The organism is Pseudomonas sp. LBUM1674, assembly GCF_059695635.1.
Window position 1 is genome coordinate 6,721,056 of sequence record NZ_CP166779.1, and the last position, 16,871, is coordinate 6,737,926.

Genomic DNA, 16,871 nt, shown 5'->3' on the forward strand with positions numbered 1-16,871 from the left:
TCAGCGACCTCCTACTGGAGTGCCGACCGGTGTGATGTCCACCGGTTCATCGGGCAAAGGTTCGCCTTTGTGAGTCCGGCTGATCAGCGCAATGGTGCAGCCGCAGATCACCACCGAACCGATCGCCGCCAGCACCGCCACCGGGCCACCGTGCAGGGCGGTGACGACGTTCTGTTGTGCGGCCATCGCGACCACGACGGGAATGTACATGGCGCCCCAGAAACCGACGCCCATCTCGCAGTCCTTGGTCATGCCGCCGTGCTTATTCATCCATAACCGCGCGCAGATCAACAGGATCATCGCGATCCCGACGCCGCCGACGTTTGATTTCACGCCCAGCAACACGCCGAGCATGTCTCCCACGATCACCCCTGCCAGCGTACAAATCGCCAACAGCGCCACACCGTAAATAATCATTGTTGTTGTCCTCAAAGTGCATCGTCGAATGTTGTTTTTGTTGTTCGAAGCCTTAAGTCGGGGGTCTAGGATTGGCGGCTTCCCTCCTCACGCAACAGCGCCTGCAGGGTATCGAGCCGCGCACCGTCGAAAGCGATCACGGTGCCCTGCTCGAATACCCGGCGCGCCAGCCCGGTCAGAACTGCACCGGGCGGCAGTTCAATCTGTAGTCGTACGCCGCGCTCGTAGGCGCTTTGCACCGTGCCGCGCCAATCCACCACGCGACACATGTTGAAGGCCAGGTCGTCGCGCAAGGCATCGGCTTGGGTGACGGGCCGGGCGCGACTGCCGCTAAGGTAGCTCAGGGTCGGTGTTTTCAATTGCACCTTGGCGAAGGCTTCGGCCAGGGTTTTCGCCGGTGTTTCCAGCAGCGGGCAATGGGAAGGAACGCTGACCGACAGGCGCTTGGCCACGCCTGCACCACAACCTTTCGCCAATTGCGCTACCGCTTTCATCGCCCCTTCGCTGCCAGCAATGACCACTTGGTTATCGGCATTAATGTTGGCCAGATACACCGGTGATTCGGCGCTGTGAATCTGTGCCAGCAGTTCTTCAACCGTGGCCAGTTCCAGACCAATGATCGCGGTCATGCCGTAGCCCTGTGGATACGCCTGCTGCATCAACTCACCGCGCAGGCTGACCAGATGCAGCGCATCGCTGAAGCTCAAGGCCTCGGCCACCACCGCTGCCGGGTACGCGCCAATGGACAACCCGGCGACGTAATCCGCCTTCAATACCAGCTGGCGTGATGCGGCGACCCCGGCAATCAGCAGACAAAGCTGAACCGCCCGGGTCGACTTCAACGCTTGGGCAGAGTCCAGAAGAAACACGTCTTCTCCGAGGACGTCACTGGCCTCGATCACCGTTTCCCGAGGCAAGCGATGGAGCATGCCCGGCTGCTGCGCGCCTTGCCCCGGAAACACCAGCAGACTGCTCACGCTGCTTGCTCCTGCGGATTCCACGGATCAATCACGAGACAGGCCTGGCGCGCATTTTTCAGCAACACCCGACGTACCGGGCCGGCCCATTCTCTCAAGGCGACAGCCCCGAAAGGCGTCTGCAACTGCATGTCCACCAGACACGCAGCGGTGTCGAGAAGACTCACCAGTTCCTGCGCCTGAGTACGGCTCAGCGGTTGCGGTGTGCGCAGGATCAGGTCGAGGTCGCTGCGCTCGTGCAATGCCGCAAAGCCGCTGGCCAACTCGAACCCGGCGCTGCCACTGACGCCCCAGACCCAACCACAGCCATCGAGCAGCGGACGCAGTTGATCAAGGGCACGCACTGCGGGTAAAGCCCGATCAATCGAGACATGACAAAGCGCTTCCGGCTGCACCCGACGCTGGATCGCATCGATCGCCATCGATGTTGCATACCGCTGCTCGCGTAACCGCCCACGTACCCCGACCGCGATTTGACCCGTTGCGCTCAACGCACGCCGAACCACCACCGGCTGACCCGCGCTGACCGACTCGATCACCCACGAAGGCACGTCCGCGGGCAGCTGCTCCAGAGTCATCCCCCAGAGCAGGTCGTGGGCCAGAAACGTGCTCACCACTGCTCTCTCAACAGTTGGCGCACCTTGCTCGACGCCGCGCGGTTGCTCGCGCCCAAGCGGCCACTCAGATCGCGACCGGTGGCAGCGACATCGCCAATCGCCTGATTGAGGCATTCCGTCACTCGCGTCACGTCGGCCGCCGTCGGCTGCTCGATCTGTTCCACCGACAAGGTTTCCCAAAGCAAACCCAGGCTGGCATAGCTGTCGATGTCATACGCCATGGGCGGCACGCTGGCGGCCAGGGTTTCGAGTTCTTCGACACTGCGCAAGGTCACCCGCGCCGCCGACGCCTTGCCCATCGCATGCACCATCACCCCCGGATCACGCAGGGCGATCAGCCGATTGGCCTGATACCCATGAGCGAGAAACGCCCCGGACATCGCCTTGCCCACCAGCAAACCAATCACCGCGTGGCCGGCCAGTCGGGCGCGGGCATAACTGTCCGCGGCACCGGCCAAGGCCTGATGAATGCCGAGGGCTTCTTCGCGCCGACCGTAGGCCTGGCTCGGCACATCGACGATGGCGATCAAGGCACGCTTGTGCGGTTTATCCAGATCGGCTGCGATAACTTCATCCACAGCCTTGGCCAAGCCCCAGCCTTCCAACAGACCGACCTCGCCATTGCGGGCGCGGACGAAGCGGTTGTCGGGATCAGCCACCACGGCAATAAACCGAACAGGTTGATCGCCCAACACACCATCAGCGACTTTCAACGACGCTGGCAAACCATCGACCGGTTTGGCGCCCGCACTCAAGGCATTGAACCAGTTCAAACCTCTCAGGGAATACGAACTCATGAGCGCTCTCCTTGGTACAGATCGCGAACCGTTGACGGCTCGATTTGCGGCTCGGCGTCCAGACGGGCCAGCCGTTGCAGGAACAATTCGGCCTGACGGCTGCGTTGTTGCGCAGGCAAACCCTGTTGCAGCAATTCGCTGACCTGCTGCTGAACCTGCGCCACGTCGTCAGCGACAAAGCGATCTGCCAAACCACTGGCGAAACGTTGCTCGCCACCAGTCAGGCTCCAGATGAAGGGACGATCACGGGAGTCGTATTCCTCAAGCCCGGCTTCCTGTTCGATCACTTGCGGACCGTTCAGGCCAAGCCGCGCTTCCTGAGTCACCAGCAGATAGCTGCACAACCCGGCAGCAATCGACATCCCGCCAAAGCAGCCAACGCTGCCGGCCACCACGCCGATCACTGGCTGGTACTGGCGCAGATCGACAATCGCCGCATGAATATCGGCAATGGCCGCCAGCCCGAGGTTGGCTTCCTGCAGGCGCACGCCACCGGTTTCCAGCAGCAACACGGCGCGAGTCGCAATACCTTTGCGGTTGTCTTCGGCCGCCAATTCCAGCGCACCGGCAATCTTCGCCCCGCCGACCTCACCGAGGCTGCCACCCTGAAACGCACCTTCGATCGCGGCGATCACCACCGGCAAACCGCCAATGCTGCCCTTGGCGATCACCACGCCGTCATCCGCTTGCGGCACCACACCCTGGCGCGACAGCCATGGCGACATGACGCGCTGAAACGGGTCGAGCAGTTCACGGAAGGTGCCGGCGTCGAGCAAGGCTTTCGCCCGTTGTCGGGCACCGAGTTCGACGAAACTGTGCTTGTGCAGAAGCGCGGTGCTGTCAGTCATGGCCGATCTCCTCAAAGCCTTGTTCCAGACGCAAGCGCACCACACCCGGCGTGGCGCCGAAATCATGGATATCAATCGCCATAGCGGGCGGTGTCTGACCGTCGAACATCCGCGCAAACAGATGCTGCCAGCGTTGTTCGGCGCCATTGACCGAGGTCTGCACCTTGATCGTCAACTTGCCGGCCTGACCCGGTTCGATCAGCACTTCCAGGTCGCCGGAGCCGACACAGCCCACCAGCGTCCTGCCGTGTGGCGGCTGCCCGGCGGGGAATTCAAACGATAAGGTTTCCATCAGCAAGCTCCCTGGATGATGCCGTCAGCCGACTCGACGCGGTCGATGAACAGGCAGGCTGCGAGCAAGTCCGCAGCGCCACCGGGCGAGGCATTCAACGCGATTAATTGTTGGTCCAGCTCATGCAGGTGACGACGACCGCCGAGGCTGGCACTGCCGCCGGCATCAAGCACGGCCTGGGCGCCGAGTTGCATGGTGTGCAGGCCTTGTTCGCCGGCACGGTAGAGCACGCAGGTGTCGGCCAGTTGGGTCATGATCGCCAGCAGCGCATCAAGGCGAGCGTTCTGCTCGCCATGGCCGGCGGCGCGGCTGCGTTTGAGTTGCGGCAGCGCCCGTTGAATCACTGCCGGGAAACCAAGCTGGGCTTCTTCACGGGCACCGCGTGCGCCATAACGCTGGGCAACTTGGGCACCGTGGCTGAGCGGACGCGGGGCGTAACGGTCGTCGAGCAGCGCCAGGCGTGCAGCGCGCAAAGTCACGGCACTTGCTTTGGTATTGGTGGATTCCAACGCGGTAGCAGCGACCAACAGGCCCAACGCCCAAATGGCCCCGCGATGAGTATTCACCCCGTGGGTGGTGGCGAGCATCGTTTGCTCCCCTTCCCGGCCGATCCGCCCGAGGGCTTCACGCAGCGGCAAGCCCACTTCAGCAAACTCGATGGCCGCTTCGGCCATTTCCTTGAACGCTGGCCACAAGGACAGCGCCGAAGCGTGCATCAGCCCGAGGTGCAAATCGGTATGCGCGCCATTGCCGCGACGGTCGACCAGCGCCGGTTTCGGCGACAGGTCCGCTTCGTCGATCAACGCATCGACGGCCAGATCCGCCAGCTGCTCAGCCAGGGACAAGGTTTTCGGTTGCAGGTTGAATGCGTGCATTACCAGCTCCTGAACTTGGCGGGCGGGTTATAGAGGCCACCGGACCACTCGACCAGATCGGCCACGCTTTTGGCCGCCAGCAGTTCGCGGGTTGCGTCGGTGCGGCGGATGCCGAGGTCTTCGGGCAAGGCGATCAAACCTTCGCGGCGCATGCGCGCGGTGTCTTTGGGGTTGTGGCGCAGGCCAATGACGGTTACCCCGGCCACGGCGGCGATCATCGCCTGGCGCTCTTCCAGCGAACGCGCCTTGTACAGATAGGCGATGCCTTCTTCAGTCAGCAGGTGGGTGACGTCGTCGCCGTAGATCATGATCGGCGCCAGCGGCATGCCGCTTTTTCTCGCCACTTCCACCGCGTCGAGGGTTTCGACGAAGGTCGGTTTGCCGCCCTCCTGGAAAGTCTCGACCATTTGCACCACGAGTTTCTTGCCCCGTTCCAGCAGCGCTTCGGGCGCATCGTCATGGCGCATGTCGAGCCAGGCCGGCGTGCTGTGACGGCGACCGCGCGGGTCGTGGCCCATGTTTGGCGCACCACCGAAACCGGCGAGACGTCCGCGCGTCACTGTGGAGGAATGGCCGTCGCCATCAACTTGCAGGGTGGCGCCGATGAACAGGTCCACCGCGTATTGCCCGGCCAGTTGGCAGAACATCCGATTGGAACGCAGCGAGCCGTCGCGTCCGGTGAAGAACACGTCAGGCCGTGCGGCGATGTAGTTTTCCATGCCCAGTTCGGTGCCGAAGCAATGCACGCTTTCGACCCAACCGCTTTCGATGGCCGGGATCAGGGTCGGGTGAGGATTGAGGGTCCAGTTGCGGCAGATCTTGCCCTTCAGGCCGAGGGATTCACCGTAGGTCGGCAGGATCAGTTCGATGGCGGCGGTGTTGAAACCGATGCCGTGGTTGAGGGACTGGACGTTGTGTTTTTCGTAGATGCCGCGGATCGCCATCATCGCCATCAGCACGTGAACGGGCTTGATGTGCCGTGGATCACGGGTAAACAGCGGCTCGATGTAGAACGGCTTGTCGGCCACCACCACGAAGTCCACCCAGGATGCCGGGATGTCGACCCGCGGCAGTTCACTGACATCGTCCACCAACTGATTGACCTGGACGATGACAATGCCGTCGCTGAAGGCGGCGGGTTCGATCAATGCAGGGGTGTCTTCGGTGCTCGGGCCGGTGTAAATATTGCCGGCGCGGTCGGCCATGAAACCGGCCGAGAGCACGACGTTGGGGATCAGGTCCACCACCAGTCGCGCATAGAGCTCGATGTAAGTGTGGATCGCACCGATTTCCAGCAGGCCGTCTTCGAGCAACTGGCTGATGCGCAGGCTCTGGGTGCCGGCAAAGGAGAAGTCGAGCTTGCGGGCGATGCCGCGTTCGAACAGATCCAGATGCTCGGCGCGACCGACGCTGGGCATGATCATGTGCAGGTCGTGCAGCTTGTCCGGGTCAGCCTTGGCCAGGGAGCGTGACAGGAAATCCGCCTGCTTCTGGTTGTTGCCCTCCAGCACCACGCGGTCGCCGGGCAGGATCAAGGCCTCCAGCGCGGCCACGATTTTGTCGGTGGGCAACACCACACCGTCGGCGAGACCTCGCACAAGCTCGAGACGCCGCTGCTTTTCGCTGCGCCGCCGCGTCCATCGCGAGTCGGGGGATATTGTTGTTGTCATGACCACTCCACGGGTTCGCTGTCGTGGGAGTCACCTTAGGAGTGTTGGGTGGGGGCATCAATCAAGCAGAGAGACGGATCGTTACGCTCAGGGTAATGGTTGACCGGACTGGCGCCTTCGCGAGCAGGCTCGCTCCCACAGGGAATGCGTTACCCTGTGGGAGCGAGCCTGCTCGCGAAGGGGCCGGTCAGGTCAACCCGGCACTCACCAGCAGTTCCTCCAGCGCCAGCAAGTCAGGCACCTTCGCCACCTGCTCCCCCACCTGCACCGCCGCCAGTTCCAGCGCACACAGCGGCACATCGACATAGCTCAACTGGCTGTCGAGCTTGTACGACCGCGGAATCCCCTGCACCAGCAACGCAATGAACTTCAGCTCAGGCCGCCCGCCAAGGGCATTGAGGATGACAATCCGCGCCCGCTCACCGATGACGATTTTGTTGCCACACGCCGACTCGAAACTGAGCAATGGAATCTGCCGGTTACGCCACGCTACCCGTCCGAGATACCAGGGTGGCGTATCGGGATCGAAGGTTCCCGGTTGGTAATCGATCAGCTCGGCGATGGCGACGTTGGGCAAAATCAGGTTACGGTCGGCCAGGGGCAACAGCAGCCCGGTGAGGTTGCTGGTGCGATGCTCAAGCATGGGTCTTGCTCCATAGGGCGATACTGTCGAGCAGCACCGATTCCTGGTACGGCTTGCCGAGGTAGTCGTTGACGCCGATGGCCATGGCGCGGTCGCGGTGTTTCTGGCCGGTGCGCGAGGTGATCATGATGATCGGCAGGTGCCGCAAGCGTTCGTCCGCGCGCACCCGGGTCGCCACTTCGAAGCCGTCCATGCGCGGCATTTCGATGTCCAGCAGCATCAGGTCCGGCAGGTGTTCTTCGAGCAGCAGCATGGCGTCGACGCCGTCCTTGGCGGTCAGCACGTTCATGCCGTGGCGTTCGAGCAAACGGCTGGTGACCTTGCGCACGGTGACCGAGTCATCGACCACCAGCACCAGCAAGGGTTTGTGCGGCTCGGGTCCCGCGTCTTGAGCCAATGGTCGCTGCGGCAAACGCGCCTGCATGGCGCGGATCGGTGCCAGCAGATCGACAATCAGCACCACCCGGCCATCACCCAGGATCGTTGCCCCGGACAAACCCTGTACCGCTGCGAACTGCGGACCCAGGCTTTTCACCACGATCTCGCGAGTGCCGGCCATGGCATCGACCTGCACGGCAATATGTCGCTCGTTGCATTGCACCAGCAAGACCGGCAGCGGCAGGCTCTGGCCCAGCAGTTTCGGACGGGTGCTGGTCTTGAGCAATTCACCGAGGTAACACAGTTCATAGTGTTGCCCGGCGTATTTGTAAGTCGGCGGATCGAGCCGGTAATGCCCTTCGAGTTCGTTAGGCAACACGCGCACGATACCGTCGATGGTATTCAGCGGGATCGCGTATTGATCTTCCCCGCACTGCACCATCAGCGCCCGGTTGACCGACACGGTGAACGGCAGGCGAATGCGGAAGTGCACGCCCTGCCCAGGCACAGAGTCGATGCTCATCGTGCCGCCGAGTTGCCGGACTTCTTCGTGAACCACGTCCATACCGACGCCCCGCCCGGAAATCTGGGTGATTTTCTCGGCGGTGGAGAACCCCGGTTGCAGGATGAATTGCAGCACGTCGCGGTCGCTGATGTTGCTGTCCGGCGCCAGCAGGCCGCGCTTGATCGCCTTGCGCCGGACCGCGTCCAGCGGCACGCCGGCACCGTCGTCGCGGATGTCGAAAATGATGTCGCCGCCCTCTCGCGACAGGTCGAGGGTAATCCGCCCCTGAGCTGGTTTACCGGCCGCGATACGCACCTCGGCGGACTCCAGTCCGTGGTCCACGGCATTGCGTAGCATGTGCTCCAGCGGCGCCGCCATGCGTTCGAGCACGTTACGGTCCATCTCGCCTTCAGCGTTGCCAACGATGAACTCCACGTCTTTGCCCAACTCGCTGGAGACCTGGCGAACGATGCGCTTCAAGCGCGGCAGCATGCGCTCGAACGGCACCATGCGCGTACGCATCAGCCCTTCCTGCAACTCAGTGTTGATGCGGCCCTGCTGTTGCAGCAGGTTGTCCGCATCCTGATTGCGCCGCTCGAGGGTTTCCTTGAGGTCGAGCAGGTCCGAGGCGGATTCGAACAGCGCCCGCGACAGTTGCTGCAACTGCGAATGACGGTCCATTTCCAGCGGGTCGAATTCTTCGTAGCCCAGGCGTTCGGCGTCGACCTGCTGACGGCTGAGAATCCGCCCCTGGGTTTCGGTATCGAGGCGGCGCAACTGGTCGCGCATGCGCTCGATGGTGGTTTCCATTTCGCTCAGGGCCACGCGCGCATCGTTGACCTGTTGCTCGATCCGACCACGGAAGATCGAGGTTTCGCCGGCCAGGTTGACCAGGTCGTCGAGCAGTTCAGCCGAGACCTTGACCATGTCGGCGCCGGCGTCAGGTGGCAGCGCGAGTGGCTCGGGCTTGTGCGTTGCAAGTGTTGCAACCGGCGCTTCAGGCACCGCTGGGTGGCTGAAATTCCTGATCGCGTCGATCAGTTGATCGGCCGCTGGCAACGGGTCCCCGGCGCGGGTCGCATCGAGCATTTGCGCCAAGCGGTCATGGCTGCTTTGCAGCAGCGCGAACAATGCGGGGGTGGGTTGCAGCACGCCAGCGGACAGGCCTTCGTAGAGAAATTCCAGCTCATGGGCGAGGTCGCCGATCGGGACGATCTCCACCATCCGCGCGCCACCCTTGAGGGTGTGCAGATCGCGCAACAGGGTTTCCACTTCCTGACGATGGGTCGGTTCAGCCTGCCAGCGCACCAATGCGGCGCCAGAGTTTTCAATGATGTCGAACCCTTCCTCGAGGAAGATGTCCTGCAACTCGGGATCATGGGCGGTCGAGTCGTTGACCGGCGCGGGCTCGACCCGCTCAAGGGTACTGACATTGTCCTGACGGAATTGGCGTATGACTTCGATCAGTTCGCCCGGATCGCCCAATGGCTGCTGGTCTTGCAGTTGTTCAAGCAACCCTGCGAGTCGGTCATGGCTGTGTTGCAGCAGCTGCGCCAACGCTTCGCCGTGACTGAAACGGCGATCGACCAAGCCTTCGTAAAGGCTTTCCAACTCATGGGCCAGGTCACCGATGGGCTCGACTTCGGCCATCCGCGCACCGCCCTTGAGGGTGTGCAGGTCACGCTGCAGGGACAGCAGCGGCGCGGCGTTGTCCGGGTCGCCCAGCCAGCGTTGCAGGGTCTGGCCGGCGCTGTCGAGGATATCCAGCGCTTCCTCGAGGAAGATCGCGACGATCTCATCGTCCAGCTCAACGCGGCTCTTTGTAGGAGCTGGCTTGTCGGATCGCCGCACCGCAGCGAAGGACGTTAACGATGACGCGTTTTCCATGGATAAACGCGGCGCCTGTGAGTCCTTCGCTGGCAAGCCAGCGCCTACAAGGGTCTGCGCCAGTTCCGCCGTAGCGCTGCCCAGCTCGCGAATGCTCAGGGTTCGGCTGCCGTCACTACGGATCAAGCCCATCGCCGAGGGATCGAGGCTCTCATCGAGCAAGCCGCGCAAGGCCTGGATCCGCTCCGGTTGCGGGCTGACTTCCTGGCCGGCGGCCAGTTCGTCGAGCATATTGATCAGTGCTTCATGGGCACTTTGTGCCTCGTGAAAAAACCGCTCACTGACCGCCAGGCTGCTTTCCTCCACCGCGCCATAGAGGTCGAGCAAGGCTTCGCAGAGCTCATCCACCGGATGCAGATCGGCCAGGTGCGCGCCTTCGCCCAGGGTGGTCAATTCGTCCAGCAGTGCACTGAGTTCCTGCCGCTCGCCGGGATGTTGCTGCCAACGCCGCAACAGACTTTCGGCATCCAGCAGAATGTCCATGCCCTGGGCGAGAAAGTTGTTGATCAACTGCGGATCGCGCTTGATCCGCAGCCGGGTATTGGGTGCACTCAGTAGACTTTGCAGACGCTCGGCCAGTAACGCCTGGGTGCGTTCGATCAACGCGCGGGCACCGGGAATCCCGGCCAGTGGATCGCGCGTGAGTTGACGCAGCCCGAGACGGAACAGTCCTTCAGCCTCCAGCAACAGTTCGACTTCATCCTGATCCAGCGCAAGCAGGTGTGCCTTGTATTCCCTGGTCAGTTGATCCAGCGGCGTTGCCAGCTCGGCAATCGGCAAAACGCCCGCCATGGAGGCACTGCCCTTGAGGGTGTGCAAGGCCCGCTGCAACTCGTCGCTGGCCTGCAACGGCACCTGCTCGGCGGCCCGGTCGAGAAAGCGGTTGAGACTGGCCAAATGGGTTTCGGCTTCGTTGCGAAAAATCTCCAGCAACAACGGATCAAGCGCCGCAACCTCCTGCGTGACCTCATCCGCCGGCGGTTCACGACCCTCGGCCAGCGCATGGGCACGCGCGGCCAATTGATCGACATCATTGCGCTGGCGCTGGTCATTGGCGGCAAATTCGGCCACCAACTCCGGCATCAGGTTCAGCGCATCAGCCAGCAGTTGTTGCACCGCGGCCCCCGGCGCGACGTTGTTTTCCAGCACGCGGTTAAGCAGGTTTTCCACAGCCCAGGCCAGTTCGCCCAACACCAGCGCGCGGACCATCCGGCCACTGCCCTTGAGGGTATGGAAGGCCCGGCGCAGTTCGCTCAGGGCCGACTTGTCGTCGGCATTGGCCGACCAGCGCGGCAGGTATTCCCGGAGGATTTCCAGGACCTCGGCGGTTTCTTCGAGGAAGACTTCCCGCAGCTCATCGTCCACCCGCTCTTCGCCGACCGGCGGCGGCAACAGGCTGCCGGGGGAGGTCAAGGCGGGCGGGTTGACGGCAGATACAGGACTGGCCAGCACATCGGCCAGGGTCTGCACGATGGCCGGATCGTCCAGTTCCTGATGATCGCGCATGAGCTGTGCTTGCGCCGGGCTGAGCACCTCTTCAAGCACCGGCACCTGTTGCTCGCGGGGGAAAAAGCCGAGGGAGGCCAGGCTCTTTTGCGCGACGTCGAGCAGATGTTCGCCCGGCGCTTCGGGGTCGTCGCCAAGGCGTTCCAGGTAGTACTCGATGCTGGTCACGACGTCGGCCAGGCTGTCGAGTTCCTGCCAGCCGGGGTGATCCGGATCCAGCAACAGATGCTCGTGGATAAACTGGTTGCAGGTTTCGATCAGGCTCGCCGCGCGGCTCAACGCAATCATCGCCAGCGCGCCGCGTACCTGGGTCAGCAAGGCCGGCAATGGCTGCAGGTGCTGGCGATCCCAGTCGGCGTCGATGTAGTCGACGATCATGTCCTTGGCCTGTTGCAGGCAAATGCGTGCTTCCTTGATCACGATCTGGTGGATCTGCGTCAGGTCGGTGGTCGGCAGACGGCTTTCTTCCTGGCTTTGCGGCTCGACGGTGCCAACCATGCCGGCCAGGGTCGCTTCGACATAGAGCAAGGCGCCGGCGACGTCCATGAGGATTGCGTCATTGGGCTCACGCTGGCCTTGGGCAAGGCTCAGTACCACCGCCAACTGATCGATGATGACCTTGCGTGGCTGGCCGAAACCGAGCACCGCCAGGGTGTCGGCGATTTGCCGTAGAGGCGCCAGCAAGCTGTCGAGGTCCGAGGTGTGCTGACGGTCGCTGCGCACGAACAGGTCCAGGCGCTCCTTGACCCGCACCAGTTCTTCGCACAGCGCCGCCAGCACCGAGCGCATGGCGTCGCGGTCGGGGCCGGCCAGCCGTGCCCGTTCTTCATCGACCATCGCGCTGTCAGGCAGCGCATCGTCCAGTCCGTAGCGATCTTTCATGGTCAGCATCTGCCCGGTAGGGTGTTCGGCCTTGGCAATGTAAAACAGCAAACGCTTGAGCAACACCGGCGGCGCCGGCTGATTGATGCCGGGCATGCCCTGTTCGAGCAGCCGTTTGAGCTCCTGATCGGCCTCCTTGAACAGGCTACGCAAGGCCGGGCTATTGACGATCTCGCCGCTGCGCATGCCTTCGACCAGCGCCGAGGCGACTTGCCACAACGGCCCCAGGGGCGCAGTGCCACACAGCCCTTCCAGGCGCGAAAACACCTTGGTCAGGTACCCGAGATTAGTCTCCTCATCCTGCTCGTGCAGCAATCCGGCCAGGGCCATCTGCACCATCTGCCGCAGCTTGCGTAGCACATCAGGTAAATCCGCCGGTTCCAGCAACGCCAGGGATTCCTCATCCAGTGGCAGAAGGTCCGGCAATTGCGGAGTGAACAGGCTGGTTTCCGACAACAGGCTTTCGCCTCGGGCGCTGCGCAGATCGTTGATCAGCGGCAACATGACCAGCGGCAGGTCCCGACGGGCGCCTTGCACCCGGTCGAGGTAGATCGGCAGTTGCCCGAGGGCCTGCAGCAACAGATGGATCGCCTCATCACGACGGTCGACGCGGTTAAGCAGCAGGGCGCTGGTCAATTGCTCCATTTCTTCGGCGAACAGCGCCGCGCCGTAGAACTCGACCATCTGCAAGCTGCCATGAACCTGATGGATGCACGCCAGGCATTCGCTCAGGGCGTGCGTCGCCTGCGGGTCATCCAGCAAGGTCACGATCGCCTGATGAGCCACTTTCAACGTTTCGGCAATCTCGCCCTTGACCCACTCGAGGGCCACATAGTCGTGCCGATCACCCATAACCACTCCAGTCCGCACCCCAATCAGGAATCATACGCCCCAGGGCGCTTCACACTTTATCAGCAGCCTGCGCCCTGGTGGCCGGCAAGGTGAAACCGGACACCGAACGCCGCAGCTGACTGGCCATTTTCGCCAGGTTGCCGATGCTTTCGGCGGTGGCCGTGGAACCGGACGAGGTCTGCGTGGTGATCTGCTGGATCACGTTCATCGTCAGGGAAATCTGCCCGGCCGAAGACGCCTGTTGCTGCGCGGCGTTGGAAATACTCTGGATCAGCGCCGCAAGGGTCTTCGACACCCCTTCGATTTCTTCCAGGGCCACCCCCGCATCCTGCGCCAGATGCGCGCCGCGCACCACTTCGGTGGTGGTCTGCTCCATGGAAATCACGGCTTCGTTGGTGTCGGTCTGGATCGCCCGCACCAGGGTTTCGATCTGTCGGGTCGCGGCGGACGAACGCTCGGCCAGTCGTTGCACTTCGTCGGCCACCACTGCAAACCCGCGCCCGGCGTCACCGGCCAGGGACGCCTGGATCGCCGCATTCAGGGCGAGGATGTTGGTCTGGTCGGCAATGTCATCGATCAGGCTGACTATATCGCCAATTTCCTGGGAGGACTCACCCAATCGCTTGATGCGCTTGGCGGTGTCCTGAATCTGCTCGCGAATATTGTCCATGCCGTGGATTGTGTTATGCACCACTTCGTTGCCCTTGTTGGCGATTTCCACCGAACGCTCGGCCACCGCCGAGGATTCGGCCGCGTTGGCCGAGACCTGATCGATGGACTGAGCCATGTCGTTGATCGCCGTGGACGCTTCGGCAATCTGCTGGGCCTGATGCTCCGAGGCCTGGGCCAGGTGCATGGCGGTGGCCTGGGTTTCCTGCACCGCGGCGGCAACCTGGCCGGCCGTGAGGTTGATCGTCGCCACCAGATCCCGCAGTTGATCGACGGAGTAGTTGATCGAATCGGCGATGGTTCCGGTAAAGTCTTCGGTCACCGTAGCGGTCACGGTCAGGTCGCCGTCGGCCAGGTCCTCGATTTCGTCCAGCAGCCGCATGATTGCGTTCTGATTGCGCTCGTTCTTCTCGGCAGTCTCGCGCAACTGACGATTGGTTTCGCGCACCATCACCAGCCCGATGAGGATGATCGACATCAGTGCCGCGAGGCCCAGTACATAGCCGCCAATGGTGTCGGTGTTGCGCCCGCCGGCGAGATTTTCGAATCCGGTGGCCAGGTGCGAGGCTTCGTCGAGCAGGGTTTGCGACAAGGTAAAAATGTTGCCGGCCGATTCACGAACCTTGAACAGCTCCGGCGAAGTTTCGAGGATTTCGTCCACCGAACCCGAGACGAATTCGAACAGTTCTGAAATCTCGACCAACCGGGCGCGGGCATCGCGGTCTTCGACCTGGCTCACCTTCAGCGCCGGATTACCCTGGAGCATGCCGGTGAGCACCTGGCCGAATCGCGCGGCGTCGCGACCGAACGCGTCGGCGGCCTGTTGCGAGCTTTCGTCTCCGGACAGCACGGTGTTCACCGCGCCGAGGATACGTTCAGCCAGCAGCGTCTGACGCTGGGCCATCGCCACCTGTGCGGCCGGAGCACCGCGTTGCAGGAGGATTTCGACGACCTTTTCGTATTCGACCTGCAGCTGCGGCACGGTTTCGGCCAGGGTGGCGGCGACCTGGTGCAGGGACAGTACGGTCTGTTCGCTTGCGAGGATCGTGTCGGTGTTTTTCAGCAGACGCTCCCAATCCAGCTGCACGGCGCGCATTTCCGGGCGCACGGTAGACGGCGCCGGCGGCAGGCCGGTGGAGGGGTCGCCCTGCTTCAAATAGCCCCAACGCCGGGCAAAATCATTGCGCGCGTCGCTGAGCAGTTTGAACGCCGCCGCCTTACCCGCCGCGGCTTCGGTGGCGTTCTTGGCGATGCGCTGGGACAGCACGCGCAGCTCGCCGGCGTGGCCGATGTACTGCTTGTCGTACGTGGCCTGGGTATTGAGGTAAGCGAAGTGGGCGAACAGCAGCATGATGAAGACGATCAGCGCGATGAACAGCGCGATGATCTGTGAGCGGCTGCGCGACCCTTCCGGCTTGCCTGTTTTTGCTTTTATCATCGGTCCTCGCCTTTAACCAACCTTTAGAACCCACCGAAGATCCCTTGTGGGAGCGAGACCGGCTTGCTCGCGAATGCGGTGTGTCAGTCGACATCAAAGTTGCATGATCAGCCGCATTCGCCGGCAAGCCGGTCTCGCTCCCACAGGTTCAAAGTGCGACGTTCATGAATCCTGGCGACTGCACCAACGCAAACGGGCTGAACACCTGCCAGCTCTGCTCGCGTTGAAAACGGCCGGTGACGAACGCCGACATCGGCCCGTGCCCATTGCCTGCCGGCTCCAGGCTGTCCTGGGCGAAGTGCTGCAAGCCGAAGACTTCATCGACCATCAACCCGGCGAACATATCGCCATGCTCGACCACCAACACCCGCCGCTGCTTGCGCAGAGGCGACAGTTCATGACCGAAGAAACCACACACATCCATGATCGGCAGCAATCGTCCGCGCAAGTTGGCGACGCCCTTGACCCAGGGCTTGACGCCCGGCAGTTGAGTGAACCGTGGCTCGTGCAATACTTCGCTGACTTCGCCCATGGGCGCGACGTACCAGCGCTCGCCCAGGCGAAAACCGATACCGCTCCAGCTGTCCTGTCGGAACGGCTGGGACGGTAGATCCGCCGCCAGCAGACGACAACGCCGATCGATCTGCAACAGCAGTTCGAAGGCGGTCAGCGACTCGGTCATGGCCGGACGTTCAACCGGCCAGCACGTTGTTCAGGGTCTTGATCAGGGTGTCTTCGTCGACCGGTTTGGTCAGGTAGTCCCTGGCCCCCTGGCGCGTGCCCCAGACCTTGTCGGTTTCCTGATCCTTGGTGGTGATGATGATCACCGGAATGTGCCCGGTCTCCGGGTCTTTGGTCAGCTGACGGGTCGCCTGAAATCCGTTGAGGCCGGGCATGACGATGTCCATCAGCACCGCGTCGGGTTTTTCCTGGCGGGCCAGGGCGACGCCGTCGGCGCCGTTTTCGGCTTTCAACACTTCATGCCCGTGCTTTTCCAGCATGCCGGTCAGTTTGTACATTTCGGTCGGCGAATCATCGACGATCAGAATACGTGCCATGGTCTTCCCCATTCTTGTCGACACCGGGCCCGCTGGCCGAGCGTCACTGTGGTGTCTTACTGCGGCAAAACGGCGGCGAAGCCCGGTACATGGGCCTGGATCGCGTTCAGCAGTTCTTCCTTGCTGAAAGGTTTGGTCAAAAACTGGTCGGAGCCGACGATGCGCCCCTTGGCCTTGTCGAACAGCCCGTCCTTGGACGACAGCATAATCACCGGCGTGGACTTGAATGCGCTGTTGTTCTTGATCAAGGCGCAGGTCTGATAACCATCCAGACGCGGCATCATGATGTCGACAAAGATGATGCCGGGGTGATTATCGGCAATCTTGGCCAGGGCATCGAAACCATCGATGGCCGTGATGACCTCACAACCCACGTTCTTCAACAGCGTTTCGGCGGTGCGGCGAATCGTCTTCGAATCGTCGATCACCATGACCTTCAAGGCGCTGGAATGCTGTTCCATAAATGCTCTACCGTCGCCTTTGCGAATCAAATTGTCCATTTGCGCTAACCGGAGGCTTGAAACCCTTGATGTTCAAGGCCCAGCACGATATGGCAGCCT

Annotated in this window: 14 protein-coding genes; all 14 read right to left on the minus strand. The window is 62.4% G+C overall.

What is annotated here, in order from left to right; translation table 11 throughout:
• The 14 genes from madL to pilG all read right to left on the minus strand — a co-directional run bounded on the left by madL (position 1) and on the right by pilG (position 16,772).
• Positions 1-417, minus strand: coding sequence for a malonate transporter subunit MadL (gene madL, locus ACA067_RS30840; protein ID WP_497459833.1), 417 nt, complete (start codon positions 415-417; stop codon positions 1-3).
• Positions 418-482: 65 nt separating this feature from the next.
• Positions 483-1,394: a malonate decarboxylase subunit epsilon gene (gene mdcH, locus ACA067_RS30845; RefSeq protein ID WP_497459834.1), complete on the minus strand. Its 912-nt coding sequence runs from the start codon at positions 1,392-1,394 to the stop codon at positions 483-485.
• Positions 1,391-2,011, minus strand: a complete 621-nt coding sequence (locus ACA067_RS30850) for a malonate decarboxylase holo-ACP synthase (protein WP_497459835.1) — start codon at positions 2,009-2,011, stop codon at positions 1,391-1,393. Before ACA067_RS30850 ends, mdcH begins: the two co-directional genes overlap by 4 nt.
• Positions 2,005-2,808 carry a biotin-independent malonate decarboxylase subunit gamma gene (mdcE, locus tag ACA067_RS30855; RefSeq protein WP_497459836.1) on the minus strand — a complete coding sequence of 268 codons (804 nt, stop codon included), beginning with the start codon at positions 2,806-2,808 and terminating at the stop codon, positions 2,005-2,007. Before mdcE ends, ACA067_RS30850 begins: the two co-directional genes overlap by 7 nt.
• Complete coding sequence (locus tag ACA067_RS30860; RefSeq protein WP_497459837.1) at positions 2,805-3,656, minus strand: biotin-independent malonate decarboxylase subunit beta; 852 nt, start codon at positions 3,654-3,656, stop codon at positions 2,805-2,807. The genes mdcE and ACA067_RS30860 overlap by 4 nt, the downstream gene beginning before the upstream one ends.
• Complete coding sequence (locus tag ACA067_RS30865; protein ID WP_149416385.1) at positions 3,649-3,948, minus strand: malonate decarboxylase subunit delta; 300 nt, start codon at positions 3,946-3,948, stop codon at positions 3,649-3,651. The genes ACA067_RS30860 and ACA067_RS30865 overlap by 8 nt, the downstream gene beginning before the upstream one ends.
• Positions 3,948-4,823: a triphosphoribosyl-dephospho-CoA synthase gene (locus ACA067_RS30870; protein ID WP_497459838.1), complete on the minus strand. Its 876-nt coding sequence runs from the start codon at positions 4,821-4,823 to the stop codon at positions 3,948-3,950. The genes ACA067_RS30865 and ACA067_RS30870 overlap by 1 nt, the downstream gene beginning before the upstream one ends.
• The gene (gene mdcA / locus ACA067_RS30875) at positions 4,823-6,493 is read right to left on the minus strand and encodes a malonate decarboxylase subunit alpha (RefSeq protein ID WP_497459839.1); all 1,671 of its coding nucleotides are present in this window, start codon (positions 6,491-6,493) and stop codon (positions 4,823-4,825) included. Before mdcA ends, ACA067_RS30870 begins: the two co-directional genes overlap by 1 nt.
• A 187-nt stretch (positions 6,494-6,680) precedes the next feature.
• Positions 6,681-7,136: a chemotaxis protein CheW gene (locus ACA067_RS30880; RefSeq protein ID WP_497459840.1), complete on the minus strand. Its 456-nt coding sequence runs from the start codon at positions 7,134-7,136 to the stop codon at positions 6,681-6,683.
• Positions 7,129-13,146, minus strand: a complete 6,018-nt coding sequence (locus ACA067_RS30885; protein ID WP_497459841.1) for an Hpt domain-containing protein — start codon at positions 13,144-13,146, stop codon at positions 7,129-7,131. Before ACA067_RS30885 ends, ACA067_RS30880 begins: the two co-directional genes overlap by 8 nt.
• A 49-nt stretch (positions 13,147-13,195) precedes the next feature.
• Positions 13,196-15,253: a methyl-accepting chemotaxis protein gene (locus ACA067_RS30890; protein WP_497459842.1), complete on the minus strand. Its 2,058-nt coding sequence runs from the start codon at positions 15,251-15,253 to the stop codon at positions 13,196-13,198.
• Between the two features lie 148 nt (positions 15,254-15,401).
• A complete protein-coding gene (locus tag ACA067_RS30895) occupies positions 15,402-15,935 on the minus strand; it encodes a chemotaxis protein CheW (RefSeq protein ID WP_497459843.1) in 534 nt (177 codons plus the stop codon).
• 10 nt (positions 15,936-15,945) lie between these two features.
• The gene (gene pilH, locus ACA067_RS30900) at positions 15,946-16,311 is read right to left on the minus strand and encodes a twitching motility response regulator PilH (protein ID WP_007987790.1); all 366 of its coding nucleotides are present in this window, start codon (positions 16,309-16,311) and stop codon (positions 15,946-15,948) included.
• A 56-nt stretch (positions 16,312-16,367) separates the two neighbouring features.
• Positions 16,368-16,772 (minus strand): twitching motility response regulator PilG, encoded by a 405-nt coding sequence (gene pilG, locus ACA067_RS30905; protein ID WP_008152601.1) that lies wholly within the window; start codon positions 16,770-16,772, stop codon positions 16,368-16,370.
• Positions 16,773-16,871 lie beyond the last annotated feature (99 nt).